Below are 17,781 nucleotides of genomic sequence, written 5' to 3' on the forward strand. Positions count from 1 at the left end.
GGAGAGGGGGAGCCCGGGGCACTGCCGTGTGGGGGAGGGGTGGGGGCCAGGGGGCCCTGAGGGCCGGGGGAGGAGGCCGGGGGTCAGCCCTCCTGCTGGTCCTCGGGGAGGCTGATCACCCAGCGGGTGGCCTGCCGGGGGCGCAGGTAGAGCAGCCAGTAGAGGGTGGCGGCGGCCGTGATGCCACCGGTCCACAGCAGGGGCTCGGCGTCCAGCTGGGTCATGATGTAGACCAGCACGACGATCAGCACCACCGGGACGACCGGCCACAGCGGCATCCGCCAGGCGGCGGCGTGCTTGTGGTGGCCGCGGCGGGAGAGCAGCGAGGCGACCGCGACCAGCAGGTACATCGCGGTGACGGCGACGCCGGTGATGTTGCTCAGCAGCTCGCCCTTGACGAAGCAGAGCGCGGCTCCGGGCAGGCCGACCGCGAGGGTGGCGATCCACGGGGAGCCGAAGCGGCCGAGGGTGCTGAAGGCCTTGTTGACCGGCTCGGGCCAGGCCTTGTCACGGGCGGAGGCGAACAGCACCCGGGAGTTCTGGATGACCATCACGATGCCGGCGTTGATGATGGCCAGCGCGATGCACAGGCTGATGAAGGTGCCGACCGCGGAGTTGCTCCAGGCGGTGACCATGCCGGAGATGTCGCCGGAGGCCAGGGTCTGCAGGTCGGGGGCGCCCATGGTGATGGCGGCGACCGGGATCAGGATGATCGCGCTGGAGAGGCCGAGCGTCCACAGCACGGTGCGGGAGACGGTGCGGCGGGGGTTCTCCAGCTCCTCGGAGAGGTAGACGGCGGTGGAGAAGCCCTGGGTGGCGAACAGGGCGATGCCGAGCGCGCCGATGATGGCGCCGATGCCGACCGGGCTGACCGCGCCGCCGTCCCCGGCGACCACGCCGTGCAGCAGGCTGGGGTGGGCGGAGTTGGTGTGGGAGAAGCCGAGCACCGACACGACACCGGCGGCGATGACCTCCAGGACCAGGAAGATGCCGGTGATCCAGGCGTTGGCGCGCAGGTCGAGCAGACCGGCCAGGGTGGCGGCGAGCATCACCGCGGCGCCGGCGATCGGCTTGTCGACGTGGAGGACGGGCGCCAGGTAGTCGGCGGTGCCGAGGGCGATGACCGAGGGGACGATCATCACCACGATCAACGACTGGATGAAGACCAGCCAGCCCGCCAGGCGGCCGGCCAGGGTGCCGACCATCGCGTACTCGCCGCCGGCGCTGGGGATCAGGGTGCCGAGCTCGGAGTAGCAGAACGCGACCGCGATGCAGAGCACCGAGCCGATGGCGATGGCCAGGGCGGTGGCGCTGCCGATGCTGGAGAACAGCTCCGGCACGATCACGAAGAGGGTCGAGGCCGGCGTGACGCAGGACAGCGTGAGCAGGGTTCCGCCCACCACGCCGATCGAGCGCTTGAGCTGCTGGGGCGCGGCTGCCGCGGCCGCCGTGGCGGCTACGGGCTGTGGCGGGCGAAGCGTGTCGGTCATGTGGCTTCCGATCGGCTCTGAACGGTCCTGGGGGTGGGGAGCGGTATCGCCTCCGCTGGCTGGTTGCTCGGGTCTTCTCCGGTCGCTCCCGGGCCGCAATGGAACCTTGGGCGTATTGATCGCGTCAACGCCGGAACTGCTTCGGAATCCGTTGCCATGAACGGTATAAACATGCGATCCGATGATCACGTAGGGTCATCGTGCGGTTTGTCCGACTTGTTACCTCGTCCCCATCGAGGATGAATCGAAGGTGAACTGCATGTTGCACGCCTTCATTCGAAGGCTTTGATCGGGTCGAACAGGGTGAGGCCCAGGCGCCTCTTCGTGAAGAGGTAACTCCCCCGCGAGGTACGGGAACCGCAGCCCCGGCCCGGAAAGATCTAGGTAACGTTTCAGCAGCTGGGACGGCGGAAGGGGTCGGACTCCCGCGAGCCCGACCCCTTCCATCACCCTCCGTAGCGGACGGCGTGATCACACCACCGGCAGCCAGCCCGTCTGGACCATCTGCCCGCTGGTCACCCGGCGGGACACGAAGACGCCCCGGCCCGGCGGCAGCGCCTGCGGCCTGACCGTCCCCAGCAGCGCCCCCTCGTCCCGGTTGCCGGAGAGGATCACGCCCTGGCCGCCCAGCTCCCGCATCCGCTGCAGCACCGGCTCGTACAGCGAACGCCCGGCACCGCCCGCGCTGCGCGCCACGATCACCCGCAGGCCGATGTCCCGGGCGAACGGCAGGAACTCGGCCAGCGGCGCCAGCGGGTTGCCGGAACTGGTCGCGACCAGCTCGTAGTCGTCGACGATCACGAACATGTCCTTGCCGCTGTACCAGCTGCGGTTGCGCAGCTGCTCGGCGGTCACGTCCGGCCCGGGCAGGCGGCGGGCGCACGCCCCGCGCAGCATGTCGACCACGGCCGACATGGCCGGCTGCGCCGCCGCGTACTCCACCAGGTGCTCCGGCGGGACGGCGCCCAGCAGCGCGCGCCGGTAGTCGCCGACCACGATGCCCGCCTGGTCCGGCGTGTAGCGCTCGGTGATCTGCTTGACCAGCATGCGCAGCAGCGCCGACTTCCCCGACTCGGTGTCCCCGAACACGATGAACAGCGGATCGGTCTCGAAGTTGACGAACACCGGTGCCAGCTCGGCCTCGTCCACGCCGAAGGACACCCCGCGCTCCGGGTGCTCGAAGCCCTTCGGCAGCGAGTTCCCGTCCAGCACGGCCGGCAGCATGCGCACCTGCGGGGCGCGCGGCCCGGACCACGCGCCGTCGATCGCCCCGACCAGCCCGGCCACCCCGTCCTGGAGGTCCTCCACCGAGGAGGAACCGTCCAGGCGCGGCAGGCCGGACAGGAAGTGCAGCCGCTCCGCGGTGACACCCCGGCCGGCCAGCGGCGGGACGTTCTGCGCCACCCGGCGGTCCACCTCGGACTCCATCGCGTCACCGAGCTTCAGCTCGATGCGGTTCTGCAGCAGGTCCTTCAGCGCCGGGCGCACCTCCGCGTAGCGGGCCGCGGTCACCACCAGGTGGACGCCGTACCCGAGACCGCGCTGGGCGATGTCCCCGATCACCGGCTCCAGCGCCTCGAACTCCTGCTTGAAGGTGTTCCAGCCGTCGATCACCAGGAAGACGTCGCCGAAGGCCTCGTCCGGCAGCTGCCCGGCCGCCCGGCGGGCCCGGTACGTCCCGATGGTGTCGATCCCGGTCGTGCGGAACAGCTCCTCGCGCCGGTTCATCACCCCGTGCACCTCGGAGACCATCCGGCGCACCTTGTCCACGTCCAGGCGCCCGGCCACCCCGCCGACGTGCGGCAGGCCGGTCAGCGACTGGAAACTGCCCGCGCCGAAGTCCAGCAGGTAGAACTGCACCTCGCGCGGGGTGTGGGTGACACCGAAGGACGCCACCGCGGTGCGCACCACGGTCGACTTGCCGGAGCGCGGACCGCCCACGATCAGCCCGTGGCCGGCCGCCCCCGCGTAGTCGACCTCCAGGATGTCCGTCTTCTGCTCGCGCGGCTTGTCCACGATGCCGATCGGCGTCCGCAGCCGGCCCACCGGGTAGCCCGGCGCGGTCAGCCCGCGCTCCGGGACGACCTGCAGCGGCGGCAGCAGGTGGTCGATGCTCGGCGCCTCGTCCAGCGGCGGCAGCCACACCTGGTGCGCGGCCGGGCCCTGTCCGGCCATCCGCTGGACGAAGACGTCCAGCACGGTGTCCACCAGCGCGTCGTCCTGCTCCGGCGCCTGCGGCAGCTCCTCCTCCACCGGGTCCGGCAGCTCCACGTAGGCCGCGGTGAACTCCACCGGCCGGGCGTTCACCCGCCGCCCGCCCGTCGACCGCTGCTGCCCCGGCGCCCGGTAGGGCCCCGAGACGTACGCGGCCTTGAACCGGTCCATCACGTCCTCGCCGAACTTCAGGTAGCCGACACCCGGCACCGGCGGCAGGTGGTACGCGTCCGGCACCCCGATCGCCGCCCGGGACTCGGCCGCCGAGAAGGTGCGCAGACCGATCCGGTAGGAGAGGTAGGTGTCCAGCCCGCGCAGCTTGCCCTCCTCCAGGCGCTGCGAGGCCAGCAGCAGGTGCACGCCCAGCGAACGGCCGATGCGGCCGATCTGGATGAACATCTCGATGAAGTCCGGCTTGGCGGTGAGCAGTTCGGAGAACTCGTCGATGATCAGCACCAGCGAGGGCAGCGGGTCCAGCGCCGCACCGGCCGCCCGGGCCCGCTCGTACTCGTGGATGTTGGCGTAGTTGCCGGAACGGTGCAGCAGCTCCTGGCGGCGCTGCAGCTCGCCCTCGATCGCGTCGCGCATGCGGTCGACCAGGGTGAGCTCGCCCTCCAGGTTGGTGATCACCGCGGAGGTGTGCGGCATGTCCGCCATGCCGGAGAAGGTCGCACCGCCCTTGAAGTCGGCGAGCACGAAGTTCAGCGTCTCCGAGGAGTGCGTCATCGCCAGCGCCAGCACCAGGGTGCGCAGCAGCTCCGACTTGCCGGAACCGGTCGCGCCGACGCACAGGCCGTGCGGGCCCATGCCCTCCAGCGCGGCCTCCTTGATGTCCAGGTACACGTGCTCGCCGCTGGCGCCGACACCGATCGGCACCCGCAGCCGCTCGTGCTGGGGGCGCGGCCGCCAGCTGCGGTTCACGTCGAAGGAGCCCGGGTCCCCCGAGTTCATCATGTCGGTGAAGTCCAGGTTGGACAGCAGCGGCTCGTCATCGCCGCCGGCCGAGATCCGGTACGGCGCCAGCTGCCGCGCCAACGCCTCGGACTGCCACACCGAGAGCAGGTCGGGCTTGCCCGTGTAGGTCGCACCGGAAGCCGAACGCAGCACCAGCTCCTCGGAGTTGACCGTCACCATCAGGTGCCCGCTCGGCTCGTCCACCTCACCCGGGACCACCTCGATGACCGTCACCCCCTGGACGCCCTCCGGACCCGCCAGCAACGAGTCGTGCGGCACCCCGGCGCCGTCCATGACCACCACCAGGTGCGGCTGGTCCGCCGCCGGCGCGGCGTCCCGGACGAAGCGCTGGCGGCCGGCCAGCTCGTCCTGCAGCAGGTACTCCAAGTCACCCAGATCGGTGGCGAACAGGCGGCGCGAGCCCGCGCCGTCCGCCTCCTTGCGGTGCTGGTTGTGCGGCAGCCACTTGGTCCAGCCCCACTCCTCGGCCGCACCGGGCGCCGCCGCGACCGCCACCAGCAGGTCGTCCGGCGAGTGCAGGGTGGTCAACTGGGCGATCATCGCGCGCACGTTGCCGTACACCGAGTCCGGATCCCCGCATACCGTGATGTGGTAGAAGGCCCGCAGCGACACCGCCAGCGGCAGGTCCTGCAAGGTGCCGTGCGCCTTCAGGAAGGAGTGCATCGCCGCCGCCGACAACGGCTCCAACTCGTCCATCGGCGCCGTCTGCGGCGCCACCAGCGGAGTGGACAGCTGCACCGGCCCCAGCCCCACCCGGATCTGCGCGAAGTCCCCGTCCGCCGTCCGCCGCTCCCACAGCCGCCGGCCGTCCTCCACGATCGACCACAGCTGGTCCGGCGCCGGGTTCAGGAACAGCAGCGCGCCGCGCTGGCGCTCCGCCGTGCGGCGCACCTGGCGGCGCGTCTGCTGCAGGTACTTGAGGTAGTCGCGCCGCTCGTCCGCCATCGCGGTCGAGCCGCCCTTGCGGGCCCGCACGATCTGGGCCAGCACCATGCCGACCGTCGAGGCGACCATCAGACCGCCCATGATCTTCATCGGGGCGGCCGCTCCCGGCGAGAAGAAGAACACCGCCGAACCGCCCATGCCGAGCATCGGCAGGATGCTCATCATCCAGTCCTCGCCGCCCTGCCGGGGCAGTTCGGGCGGCGTCACCAACTCCACCGGCTCGTCCGGCACGGTCGGCGGGTAGACCCTCGGCGGTCGCTTGACCGTGATCACACCCATGCGTCATCCACCCCGCGGCGTCGATCGATCACTTCGGCATCCTGCCCTCACGCGACTGCGTACGGACCGTACGGGGTGGTCGCGGCTGAGGACGCCCCACACAGCGCAGCCCCCGTACCACCCTGCGCAGGCGCCGATCCTACATAGCGGCACCGTCCCGCCCCGGGCGCCCCCGCGCCCCCCGCCCCCGGCCACCAGCACCGGACGGGAACCGAGCGGGTAGGGTAACGCCGCGCCAACTCGCGGCCCGGCCGGGCCGGTTCCACAGCCACACACACCGCGCGCGTCCGTGCCGCGGCACCGTCAACAAGGGGGAGCGCCAGTGCGTCGAAGGACCGAGGTGGAGGCATGAGTTCCACCGCAGCCGCCACCGGGTACTGCCGGGTGACCGTCGTCGCCCCGGACCGCAAGATCGACGTCGCCCTGCCCGAGGACGTCCCGCTCGCCGACGTCTACCCCGAGGTGCTGCGACTGGCCAAGCAGAGCCAGCCCGACGGCACCCCCACCGGCTTCCACCTCGTCCGCCGCGACGGCACCGTGCTCGACAGCAGCCTCCCGCTGGCCGCCCAGCAGGTCCGCGACGGCGACCTGCTCGCGCTGCGCCCCTTCGCCGAGTCCCTCCCCCCGGCCGTCTACGACGACGTCGCCGACGCCATCGCCAGCGCCGTCGAGGCCGACCGCCGCTTCTGGACCGTCGACCTCATGCGCGGCTTCGGCCTGATCGGCGCCGGCGTGCTGCTCACCATGCTCGGCTTCGCGCTCTGGTTCTCCGACCTGCGCCACGACATGCACGGCCTGCCCGGCATCCTGGCCGGCGTCACCGCCGTCGTGCTCACCGCCCTCGCCGGCGTGCGCGCCCGGGTCTACCAGGACGCCCACTCCGCCCTCGCCCTCGGCCTCGGCGGCCTGCCGCACGCCATGATCGGCGGCAGCGGCATCCTCGCCGTCACCCACCCGGGGGACGGCCCCGGCCGGCTCCAGTTCCTCACCGGCTGCGTCGCCGTCCTGGTGGTCTCCGTCCTGCTGGCCGGGCTGCTGCCCGAGAAGGACGCCGCCTTCGTCGCCGCGGCCTTCGTCGCCGTCGCCGGCTCGCTCGCCACCTTCACCGCCGTCCTGATGCCCACCACCCCGGCCGGGAACATCGCCGCCGTCACCGGAGTCGCCGCCGTCGCCGCGATCGGCTTCCTGCCCAGCCTCTCCGCCCGCTTCGCCCGGCTGCCGGTCGGCTTCAGCGCCCCCGGCCAAACCCGCACCCGCAGCCGCGACTACGACGAGGAGGCCGAGCGCGCCGAAGCCGTCCAGTACGAGCGGATCGCCCACCAGGCCCGCCGCGGCCACGAGGTCCTGGTCGGCCTGGTCGGCGGCTGCGCCGCGGTCGTGGCCGGCGCCTGCGCCGTCCTCGCCTTCACCGACCGGACCTTCGCCGAACTGCTCGCCCTCGCCCTCGGCATCGCCACCATGCTGCGCGCCCGGCTGTTCCGCTACACCGCGCAGGTCCTCACCCTCACCGTCGCCGGCCTCCTCGGCCTGTGCCTGCTGATCGTCGGACTGTCGCTGCACACCCCGCAGTTCTTCCTGCGCGCGGCCGGCTCCGCCACCCAGCTCGACCTGCGCACCGTCTGGCTGGGCGCCTCCATCGCGTTCGGCGCCGCACTGCTCACCGCGATCGCCCTGGTGGTGCCCAGGCTCGGCGTCTCCCCGTTCTGGGGACGCATCCTGGACATGGTCGACAGCCTCACCCTGATGTCCCTGGTCCCGCTGGCGCTCGCCGTGCTCAACGTCTACCGGCTGGTCCGCGGCGCCACCGGCTGACCGGGCCCCTCCGCCGGCCGCCGGAGCCCACCGGGCCCGCCGGCCGGCCCGGTGAGCAGCACTGGTACGCTTGGCCTTCGAGCGCAGCCGTGTGTCCGCCCCCCGGTGGGCCGCAGACCGCACGCCGCGCTCGTCACGACCGAGTTCTCGAAGATCCTGTGTTGTCGACCAGGAACGCTCGGTAGACCTTGAAGGAGTTGCAGTGGCTCTCGCCTCTGACGTCAAGAAGCAGATCATGGCTGAGTTCGGCACCAAGGAGGGCGACACCGGCTCCCCCGAGGTCCAGGTGGCCATGCTGTCCCGCCGCATCTCGGACCTGACCGAGCACCTCAAGACCCACAAGCACGACCACCACTCGCGTCGTGGCCTGCTGATCCTGGTCGGCCAGCGCCGCCGCCTGCTGCAGTACCTGGCCAAGAAGGACATCGAGCGCTTCCGTACGCTCGTCGACCGCCTGGGCATCCGCCGCGGTGCCGCCGGCGGCGCCCGCTGAGAACGCCGCTCGGGGCGGCTCCCCACACCGGGGAGCCGCCCCTCGCGCGTATGCCGCGGCGGTTGAGCCGCGGCGCCCGGACATAACAACTCGCGCGCACCTCCCCAGGTGGCCGAGGATTGCACCGTAGGGTTGTGGGCATGCCGGGTGATGGCGCACCAGCGCGCCACCCGGGCAGCCAGCCCGAACCCCCCGCGGGACGAAGGCTTCAAAAGGGAAGCCGCCCGCATCCGAGAGAGCGTCCAGACGCAGGACCGCCCGTCCGGCCCGGCAGCCGTGAGGCGCCGGTCCTCGGTAGTGGCCCCCGGAACCCCCGCAGCGAGCGGGGCACCCCGGAGGCTTCGATCGAAGACCGGCCCGACTGCCGCCCTCCCTGATCAGGAGGGCCCTGGGCCACCACGAGGCAGTGCGCGGGGACGCTCTCCCGGAGACGTACGAAAGAGGAGATCTTCCAGGTGGAAGAGAACGTGTTCTACGCCGAGGCCGTGATCGACAACGGTTCCTTCGGCACCCGTACCATCCGCTTCGAGACCGGCCGCCTGGCCCGTCAGGCCGCCGGCTCCGCCGTGGCCTACCTGGACGACGACACCATGGTGCTGTCGGCCACCAGCGCGTCCAAGCAGCCGAAGGAGCACTTCGACTTCTTCCCGCTGACCGTGGACGTCGAGGAGCGGATGTACGCCGCGGGCCGCATCCCCGGCTCGTTCTTCCGTCGTGAGGGCCGGCCCTCCGAGGACGCGATCCTCACCTGCCGCCTGATCGACCGCCCGCTGCGCCCGTCCTTCGTCAAGGGCCTGCGCAACGAGGTCCAGGTCGTCTGCACCGTCATGGCGCTCAACCCCGACCACCTCTACGACGTGGTCGCCATCAACGCCGCCTCCGCCTCCACCCAGCTGGCGGGCCTGCCGTTCTCCGGCCCCATCGGCGGCGTGCGCGTCGCGCTGATCAAGGGCCAGTGGGTCGCCTTCCCGACCCACAGCGAGCTGGAGTCGGCCGTCTTCGACATGGTCGTCGCCGGTCGCGTCCTGCCGGACGGCGACGTCGCGATCATGATGGTCGAGGCCGAGGCCACCGACAAGACCATCAAGCTGGTCGAGGCCGGCGCCGAGGCGCCGACCGAGGAGGTCGTGGCCGCCGGCCTCGAGGCCGCCAAGCCGTTCATCAAGGTGCTGTGCGCCGCGCAGTCGCAGCTGGCCGCCCAGGCCGCCAAGCCGACCGCCGAGTTCCCGATCTTCCTGGACTACCAGGACGACGTCCTCGCCGCGCTGACCGCCGCCGTCAAGGACGAGCTCGCCCAGGCCCTCACCATCCCGGGCAAGCAGGAGCGCAACAACGAGCTGGACCGCGTCAAGGCGGTGGCGGCCGAGAAGCTGCTCCCCGAGTTCGAGGGCCGCGAGAAGGAGATCAGCGCCGCCTACAACGCGCTGACCAAGAAGATCGTCCGCGAGCGCGTCATCAAGGACAAGATCCGCATCGACGGCCGCGGCGTCACCGACATCCGCACCCTGGCCGCCGAGGTCGAGGCCATCCCGCGCGTCCACGGCTCGGCCCTGTTCGAGCGCGGCGAGACCCAGATCCTGGGTGTCACCACCCTCAACATGCTGCGCATGGAGCAGCAGCTGGACACGCTCTCCCCGGAGACGCGCCGCCGCTACATGCACAACTACAACTTCCCGCCGTACTCGGTCGGCGAGACCGGCCGCGTGGGCTCGCCCAAGCGCCGCGAGATCGGCCACGGCGCCCTGGCCGAGCGGGCCATCCTGCCGGTGCTCCCCTCCCGCGAGGAGTTCCCGTACGCCATCCGCCAGGTCTCCGAGGCGCTCGGCTCCAACGGCTCCACCTCGATGGGCTCGGTCTGCGCCTCGACCATGTCGCTGCTGAACGCCGGTGTGCCGCTGAAGGCCGCCGTCGCCGGCATCGCCATGGGCCTGATCTCCCAGGAGATCGACGGCGAGACCCACTACGTCGCGCTGACCGACATCCTGGGCGCCGAGGACGCGTACGGCGACATGGACTTCAAGGTCGCCGGTACCCGCAACTTCATCACCGCGCTGCAGCTGGACACCAAGCTCAACGGCATCCCGGCCTCGGTGCTCGCCGCCGCGCTGAAGCAGGCCCGCGACGCCCGCCTGCACATCCTCGACGTGATGAACGAGGCCATCGACTCCCCGGACGAGATGTCCCCGAACGCGCCGCGTATCATCACCATCAAGATCCCGGTGGACAAGATCGGCGAGGTCATCGGCCCCAAGGGCAAGATGATCAACCAGATCCAGGAGGACACCGGCGCCGAGATCACGATCGAGGACGACGGCACCATCTACATCGGTGCCGCCGACGGCCCGGCCGCCGAGGCCGCCCGCACCACGATCAACCAGATCGCCAACCCGACCATGCCGGAGGTCGGCGAGCGCTACCTGGGCACCGTGGTCAAGACCACGACCTTCGGCGCGTTCGTCTCGCTCATGCCGGGCAAGGACGGCCTGCTGCACATCTCGCAGATCCGCAAGCTGGCCGGCGGCAAGCGCGTGGAGAACGTCGAGGACGTCCTCGGCGTCGGCGCCAAGGTGCAGGTCGAGATCGCCGAGATCGACCCGCGCGGCAAGCTCTCGCTGATCCCGGTCATCGAGGGCGAGGAAGCCGGCGAGGCCGCTTCCGAGTGAAGCGCCGCTAGCTGACCCCTTGCGGCCCGTACGCCTCCCGGCGTGCGGGCCGCACCCTGTTGCCCACGCGTTCGCCCGTACGTGCCCCGCACGTGCGTTTTCTCTGGAGGTACCCACCGTGGCCCAGGCCCCGGCGGTAAAGCAGCGTCCCGGCACCACCCGGACCCTGCTCAAGGGCGTCGACGGCGCCGGCACCGTGCGCCGCACCGTGCTGCCCGGCGGCCTGCGGGTCGTCACCGAGACCCTGCCGACGGTGCGCTCCGCGACCTTCGGCATCTGGGTCGGCGTCGGCTCGCGGGACGAGACCCCGCAGCTCAACGGCGCCACCCACTACCTGGAGCACCTGCTCTTCAAGGGCACCGAGCGGCGCAGCGCGCTGGACATCTCGGCCGCCCTGGACGCGGTCGGCGGCGAGATGAACGCCTTCACCGCGAAGGAGAACACCTGCTACTACGCCCGGGTCCTGGACACCGACCTGCCGCTGGCCATCGACGTGGTCTGCGACATGCTCACCGGCTCGCTGATCCGCACCGAGGACGTCGAGGCCGAACGCGGCGTCATCCTCGAGGAGATGGCGATGGCCGAGGACGACCCGGGTGACGTGGTCCACGACCTGTTCGCCAAGGTGATCTACGGCAGCGGCCCGCTCGGCCGCCCGATCCTCGGCACCCAGGAGACCATCAAGGCGCTCACCCGGGACCAGGTCGCCGGCTTCTACCACCGCCGCTACCGCCCGGAGCAGATGGTCGTCGCCGCGGCCGGCAACCTCGACCACCGCAAGGTGGTCAAGCAGGTCGAACAGGCCTTCGCCCCGGTGCTGGCCCGCTCCACCGCCGCGCCCGCCGAGGCCCGCCGCGGCGTCAAGGCCGTCCGCACGGCCGGCAGGGTCGAGGTCCTCAACCGCTCCACCGAGCAGGCCCACCTGGTGCTGGGCGTGCCCGGGGTGCCCCGGCACGACGAGCGCCGCTGGGCGATGGGCGTGCTCAACGCGGCCCTCGGCGGCGGGATGAGCTCCCGGCTGTTCCAGGAGGTCCGGGAGAAGCGCGGCCTGGCGTACTCGGTCTACTCCTACTCCTCCTCCTACGCGGACAGCGGCCTGTTCGGCATCTACGCCGGCTGCCAGCCCAAGCGCGTCGAGGAGGTGCTGCGGATCTGCCGCGCCGAGCTGGCCAAGGTGGTCGCCGAGGGCATCACCGAGGAGGAGCTGCACCGGGCCATCGGCCAGATCTCCGGCTCCACCGTGCTCGGCATGGAGGACACCGGGTCGCTGATGAACCGGATCGGCAAGGCCGAGCTCAGCTACGGCCACCACCTGTCGGTGGACGACATGCTGGAGCGGATCGCGGCCGTGACCCTCGACGACGTCCACGCGGTGGCCCGTGATGTGCTGGGCGCGCACCGGCCGTCGCTGGCGCTGATCGGCCCGGTCAGCGACAAGCGGGCCGCCAAGCTCGCCGATCTTCTGGTCTGAGAGGAATTCGCTATGACGCTGCGTGTCGCCGTGATCGGCGCCAAGGGACGGATCGGCTCCGAGGCGGTCAAGGCCGTCGAGGCCGCCCCCGACCTGGAACTGGTCGCCACCCTCGGCCGCGGGTCGAAGCTCGAGGAACTGACCGAGGCCGGCGCCCAGGTCGCCGTCGAGCTGACCCACCCCGACTCGGTGATGGGCAACCTCGACCACTGCCTGCACCACGGCATCCACGTGGTCACCGGCACCACCGGCTGGACGGACGAACGGCTCGCCACCGTCCGCGGCTGGCTCGACGACGCCCCGGAGCTCGGCCTGCTGATCGCACCGAACTTCTCCATCGGCGCGATCCTCGGGATGAAGTTCTCGCAGATCGCCGCCCGGTTCTTCGAGTCCGTCGAGGTGGTCGAACTCCACCACGACCGCAAGGCCGACGCCCCCAGCGGCACCGCCACCCGCACCGCCCAGCTGATCGCCGCCGCCCGCGCCGAGGCCGGCCGCCCCCGGCAGCAGGACCCGACCACCCACAGCCTGCCCGGCGCGCGCGGCGCCGACGTGGACGGGGTGCCGGTGCACGCCGTACGGCTGCGCGGCCTGCTCGCCCACCAGCAGGTGATGTTCGGCGACACCGGCGAGACGCTCACCATCCGGCACGACTCGCTGCACCACAGCAGCTTCATGCCGGGCATCCTGCTCGGCGTGCGCAAGGTCGTCGAGACGCCGGGACTGACCTTCGGCCTCGAACACTTCCTGGACCTGTGAGCCCGCCATGACCTCCCGTACCGGTTTCTTCGTCCTGTCCGGCGTGCTGCTGGTGGTCGCCCTGCTCTGCGTGGGGGAGGGCGTCCAGCTGGTCGCCACCGGCAAGCCGCTCGGCATCGGCATCGGCCTCTGCGCCTTCGTCATCCCGCTGATCGGCGTCTGGTTCCTGCGCCAGACCGTCCGCTTCGGCCGGGCCAGCGAGCAGCTCGCCCGAGAGCTGGAGGCCGAGGGCGGTCTGCCGGTGGACGAACTGAAGCGCACCACCGGCGGGCGGATCGACCGGGCCTCGGCCGACGCGGTCTTCGCCCGCCGCCGGGCCGAGGCGGAGGCCGAACCGGGCGACTGGCGGGTCTGGTTCCGGCTCGCCGTGGCCTACGCCGACGCCGGCGACACCCCGCGCGCCCGCAAGACCATGCAGCACGCCATCAAGCTGCACAGCACCGAACCCGCAAGGAGTAACGCGTGAGCGACGAACCGACGGCCCCCAGCTTCCGCAGTGACGTGACGGTGGAGCTGGTCCGCAGCGCCGCCGCCGACTCGGACGTCATCTGGGCGGCCCGGGTCTCGACCGCGGGGGAGCAGTCCCTGGACGCGCTCCAGCAGGACCCGGAGAAGTCGAAGGGCCTGATCAACTTCCTGATGCGGGACCGGCACGGCACCCCCTTCGAGCACAACTCGATGACCTTCTTCATCAGCGCCCCGATCTTCGTGTTCCGCGAGTTCCACCGCCACCGCAGCGGCTGGTCGTACAACGAGGAGTCCGGGCGCTACCGCGAGCTGCAGCCGGTGTTCTACCTGCCGGCCGAGGAGCGCAAGCTCGTCCAGCAGGGCCGTCCGGGCCGCTACGAGTTCGTCGAGGGCACGCCGGAGCAGTACGGGACCACCACCGGGGCGATGGAGGCCGCGTACCGCGAGGCGTACGCGCGCTACCAGGAGATGCTGGCGGCGGGCGTGGCCCGGGAGGTGGCCCGCGCGGTGCTGCCGGTCGGCCTGTTCTCCTCGATGTACGCGACCTGCAACGCCCGCTCGCTGATGCACTTCCTGTCGCTGCGCACCAAGCGGGAGAACTCGGCGGTGCCGTCGTTCCCGCAGCGCGAGATCGAGATGGTCGCCGAGCAGATGGAGCAGCACTGGGCCGGCCTCATGCCGCTCACCCATGCGGCCTTCGAGAAGCACGGCCGAGTCGCCCCCTGACCTGGGACGACAGGCATATGGGCAGAGTATCTGGCATGTCTGGATTGCGGCTTTTGTAGCCGCTCCCTACATTCGTGACACGGATTCCGGTGCTGGCCGAACCCCCGAGCGGGCAGCACCGGAATCCCATCCCTCTGCGCTGACCTGCTACACCTGTCCGAACCCTGGACCGGCATGGGTACCGCCCCACCGCCTACGAGTAGCTTTGGACGCATGGCTCCGACCTCCACCCCCCAGACGCCGTTCGGCCGGGTGCTGACCGCGATGGTCACCCCGTTCACCGCCGACGGTGGACTCGACCTCGACGGCGCCCAGCGCCTCGCCACGCACCTCGTCGACTCCGGGAACGACGGCCTCGTCGTCAACGGCACCACCGGTGAGTCCCCCACCACCAGTGACGCCGAGAAGGCCCAGCTCGTCCGCGCCGTGGTGGAGGCGGTCGGCGACCGGGCCCACGTGGTGGCCGGCGTCGGCACCAACGACACCCGTCACAGCGTCGAGCTCGCCCGGCAGGCGGAGGCCGCCGGAGCGCACGGACTGCTGGTGGTCACCCCGTACTACAACAAGCCCCCGCAGGAGGGCCTGTACCGGCACTTCACGCAGGTCGCCGACGCCACCGGCCTGCCGGTCATGGCGTACGACATCCCGGGGCGCAGCGGGGTCGCGCTGAGCCACGAGACGCTGGTCCGGCTCGGCGAGCACCCGCGGATCGTGGCCAACAAGGACGCCAAGGGCGACCTCGGCGCCGCGGCCTGGGCGATCGCCCGCTCGGACCTCGCCTGGTACTCCGGCGACGACATCCTGAACCTGCCGCTGCTGTCGGTCGGAGCCGTCGGCGTGGTCAGCGTCGTCGGACACGTGGTGGCCGGCGAGCTGAAGGCGATGATCGAGGCCTACCTGGCGGGCGATGTGGCCAAGGCCACCGCCGTCCACCAGGGTCTGCTGCCGGTGTTCACCGGTATGTTCCGCACCCAGGGCGCGATCCTCACCAAGGCCGCGCTGGAGCTCCAGGGCCGGCCGGCCGGCCCGCTGCGGCTGCCGCTGGTCGGGGCGACGGCCGAGGAGATCGACCGATTGAAGCAGGATCTCGCCGCCGGCGGGGTACACCTGTAACAGACACAGACGTGCGCGCCCCGGCTCGCCGGACCTTCACGGGCCCGCCGCTGGACCGGACAGCAGGCGCGAGAGCACAGACCCAGTAGGAAAAACGACACTGAGTACGCACGCCATATGTCTCCAGGGGGAGGACCCCGGACATATGGCGTGCGTCGTGAGGAGAGTCTTTTGAGCCACCCGCACCCCGAGCTCGGCGCACCCCCGGCCCTGAAGGAGGGCGCCCTCCGCATCACTCCGCTCGGCGGCCTCGGCGAGATCGGCCGCAACATGACGGTCTTCGAGTACGGCGGCCGCATCCTGATCGTCGACTGCGGCGTCCTCTTCCCCGAGGACGAGCAGCCCGGCGTGGACCTGATCCTCCCGGACTTCAGCTACATCCGGGACCGCCTCGACAAGGTCGACGGCATCATCCTCACCCACGGGCACGAGGACCACATCGGCGCCGTCCCGTTCCTCCTGCGGGAGAACCCGGACATCCCGCTGATCGGCTCGAAGCTGACCCTGGCCCTGATCGAGGCCAAGCTCGCCGAGCACCGCATCCGGCCGTACGTGCTGGAGGTCAAGGAGGGCGAGCGCGAGCGCATCGGCCCCTTCGACTGCGAGTTCATCGCGGTCAACCACTCCATCCCGGACGCCCTCGCCGTGGCCGTCCGCACCCCCGCCGGCATGGTCGTGGCCACCGGTGACTTCAAGATGGACCAGCTGCCGCTGGACGGGCGCCTCACCGACCTGCCGACCTTCGCCAAGCTGGCCGAGGAGGGCATGGACCTGCTGCTGGTGGACTCCACCAACGCCGAGGTCCCCGGCTTCATCCCGCACGAGCGGGACATCTCGGCGGCGCTGCGAAACGTTTTCGCCAACGCCGACCGGCGCATCATCGTCGCCTCCTTCGCCAGCCACGTGCACCGCATCCAGCAGGTGCTGGACGCCGCCCACGAGTACGGCAGGAAGGTCGCCTTCGTCGGCCGCTCGATGGTCCGCAACATGGGCATCGCCCGCGACCTCGGCTACCTGAAGGTGCCGGGCAACATGGTCGTGGACGTCAAGCAGCTGGACGACCTCCCGGACAAGGAGGTCGTGCTGATCTGCACCGGCTCCCAGGGCGAGCCGATGGCGGCGCTGTCCCGGATGGCCAACCGCGACCACCAGATCCGCATCGTCGAGGGCGACACCGTCGTCCTGGCCTCCTCGCTGATCCCGGGCAACGAGAACGCGGTCTACCGCGTGATCAACGGCCTGACCCGCTGGGGCGCCAAGGTCGTGCACAAGGGCAACGCCAAGGTGCACGTCTCCGGCCACGCCTCGGCCGGCGAGCTGCTGTACTTCTTCAACATCTGCAAGCCGCGCAACCTGATGCCGGTCCACGGCGAGTGGCGTCACCTGCGCGCCGCTGCGGAGCTGGGCATCGCCACGGGCGTCCCGCGCAACCGCGTGGTCATCGCCGAGGACGGCGTCTGCGTGGACCTGGAGCAGGGCGTCGCCCGCATCGTCGGCAAGGTGCAGGCCGGCTACGTCTACGTGGACGGTTCCTCGGTCGGCGACATCACCGAGGCCTCGCTCAAGGACCGCAGGATCCTCGGCGAGGAGGGCTTCATCTCGGTCTTCGTCGCGGTCGACTCCACCAACGGCAAGATCGTCGGCGGCCCGACCATCCAGGCCCGCGGCTCCGGCATCGACGACGGCGCCTTCGTGCCGGTGGCGTCCAAGCTGCAGGAGGCACTGGACCGCTCGGCGAGCGACGGGGTGCTGGAGCCCCGGCAGGTGCAGCAGCTGGTGCGCCGCACCGTCGGCAAGTGGGTCGCGGACAACTACCGCCGCCGGCCGATGATCCTGCCGGTCGTGGTCGAGGTCTGACCTGCGGCTCAGCCTCCGTCCGGCCCCTGCTGAGGCCCGGCCCGTCGGCTGGGTGATGGCTGGTTGACCGCTGGTTGACGGCTGGTTTGACGTGGGGCGGCCCGGTGCGTAATGTTCTCCGGGTTGCCCCACGGGACGAGCCCCAAGGAAGTTCTCGAATTCGAATTCGAGAAGGACCGGGAAAACGGACCGAGAAACTCTGGTAGAGTTCGGGAGCGCCGAAAGGCGAAAGCCCAATCGGATGAATGAAACTCCGGAAAACGGAGCGGAAAACATCTGATAAGCTGGAAACACGAAAGAACGAAGCGCCCGGAGGGTCCGCTGGAAGGCGACCTGAAGGAAGTGTCCGTTCCTTGAGAACTCAACAGCGTGCCAAAAGTCAACGCCAGATATGTTGACATCCCCGGCCTCGGTCCTCTGCGATCGGGGTTGGAGATTCCTTTTGAAATAACACTAGCGAGGACGCAGTGCGCGGGGCCGCCTTATTCCGGTGGTTGCCGTGCCGCTCAACGCGGG

General features: G+C 70.9%; 11 protein-coding genes. 9 read left to right on the forward strand and 2 right to left on the reverse strand.

The features are described from left to right. Window positions 1-83: 83 nt before the first annotated feature. Window positions 84-1,490, reverse strand: coding sequence for an APC family permease (locus ABT247_RS21770; protein WP_350744596.1), 1,407 nt, complete (start codon window positions 1,488-1,490; stop codon window positions 84-86). Window positions 1,491-1,961: 471 nt separating this feature from the next. Then, entirely contained in the window at window positions 1,962-5,903 is a 3,942-nt protein-coding gene (gene eccCa / locus ABT247_RS21775; RefSeq protein WP_350744598.1) for a type VII secretion protein EccCa, read from the reverse strand. 348 nt (window positions 5,904-6,251) lie between these two features. Here eccCa and eccD point away from each other — a divergent pair, with 348 nt between their 5' ends. From eccD to ABT247_RS21820, 9 genes are all read left to right on the forward strand, one after another. Then, window positions 6,252-7,715 (forward strand): type VII secretion integral membrane protein EccD, encoded by a 1,464-nt coding sequence (gene eccD / locus ABT247_RS21780; protein WP_350744600.1) that lies wholly within the window; start codon window positions 6,252-6,254, stop codon window positions 7,713-7,715. A gap of 202 nt (window positions 7,716-7,917) precedes the next feature. Beyond that, a complete protein-coding gene (gene rpsO, locus ABT247_RS21785; RefSeq protein ID WP_030062424.1) occupies window positions 7,918-8,208 on the forward strand; it encodes a 30S ribosomal protein S15 in 291 nt (96 codons plus the stop codon). Window positions 8,209-8,663: 455 nt separating this feature from the next. Further along, entirely contained in the window at window positions 8,664-10,871 is a 2,208-nt protein-coding gene (locus ABT247_RS21790; RefSeq protein WP_350744602.1) for a polyribonucleotide nucleotidyltransferase, read from the forward strand. A 103-nt stretch (window positions 10,872-10,974) separates the two neighbouring features. Beyond that, a complete protein-coding gene (locus ABT247_RS21795; RefSeq protein ID WP_350744614.1) occupies window positions 10,975-12,342 on the forward strand; it encodes a M16 family metallopeptidase in 1,368 nt (455 codons plus the stop codon). A 12-nt stretch (window positions 12,343-12,354) separates the two neighbouring features. After that, complete coding sequence (gene dapB, locus ABT247_RS21800; RefSeq protein WP_350744604.1) at window positions 12,355-13,101, forward strand: 4-hydroxy-tetrahydrodipicolinate reductase; 747 nt, start codon at window positions 12,355-12,357, stop codon at window positions 13,099-13,101. A 7-nt stretch (window positions 13,102-13,108) separates the two neighbouring features. Then, window positions 13,109-13,567, forward strand: coding sequence for a tetratricopeptide repeat protein (locus ABT247_RS21805; RefSeq protein ID WP_350744606.1), 459 nt, complete (start codon window positions 13,109-13,111; stop codon window positions 13,565-13,567). Then, the gene (gene thyX / locus ABT247_RS21810) at window positions 13,564-14,295 is read left to right on the forward strand and encodes an FAD-dependent thymidylate synthase (protein ID WP_350744608.1); all 732 of its coding nucleotides are present in this window, start codon (window positions 13,564-13,566) and stop codon (window positions 14,293-14,295) included. The genes ABT247_RS21805 and thyX overlap by 4 nt, the downstream gene beginning before the upstream one ends. Before the next feature lie 213 nt (window positions 14,296-14,508). Next, window positions 14,509-15,408: a 4-hydroxy-tetrahydrodipicolinate synthase gene (gene dapA / locus ABT247_RS21815; RefSeq protein ID WP_350744610.1), complete on the forward strand. Its 900-nt coding sequence runs from the start codon at window positions 14,509-14,511 to the stop codon at window positions 15,406-15,408. Window positions 15,409-15,579: 171 nt separating this feature from the next. Beyond that, a complete protein-coding gene (locus ABT247_RS21820; RefSeq protein WP_350744612.1) occupies window positions 15,580-17,265 on the forward strand; it encodes a ribonuclease J in 1,686 nt (561 codons plus the stop codon). Window positions 17,266-17,781 lie beyond the last annotated feature (516 nt).

It is taken from the genome of Kitasatospora sp. NPDC001539, assembly GCF_040298565.1.
Classification (GTDB): Bacteria; Actinomycetota; Actinomycetes; order Streptomycetales; family Streptomycetaceae; genus Kitasatospora.

Bases quoted from the DNA above. Each gene is read 5' to 3' on its own strand.
- ABT247_RS21770 (WP_350744596.1), bottom strand. From the start codon at position 1,490: ATGACCGACACGCTTCGCCCGCCACAGCCCGTAGCCGCCACGGCGGCC.
- eccCa (WP_350744598.1), bottom strand. From the start codon at position 5,903: ATGGGTGTGATCACGGTCAAGCGACCGCCGAGGGTCTACCCGCCGACC.
- eccD (WP_350744600.1), top strand. From the start codon at position 6,252: ATGAGTTCCACCGCAGCCGCCACCGGGTACTGCCGGGTGACCGTCGTC.
- dapB (WP_350744604.1), top strand. From the start codon at position 12,355: ATGACGCTGCGTGTCGCCGTGATCGGCGCCAAGGGACGGATCGGCTCC.
- ABT247_RS21805 (WP_350744606.1), top strand. From the start codon at position 13,109: ATGACCTCCCGTACCGGTTTCTTCGTCCTGTCCGGCGTGCTGCTGGTG.
- dapA (WP_350744610.1), top strand. From the start codon at position 14,509: ATGGCTCCGACCTCCACCCCCCAGACGCCGTTCGGCCGGGTGCTGACC.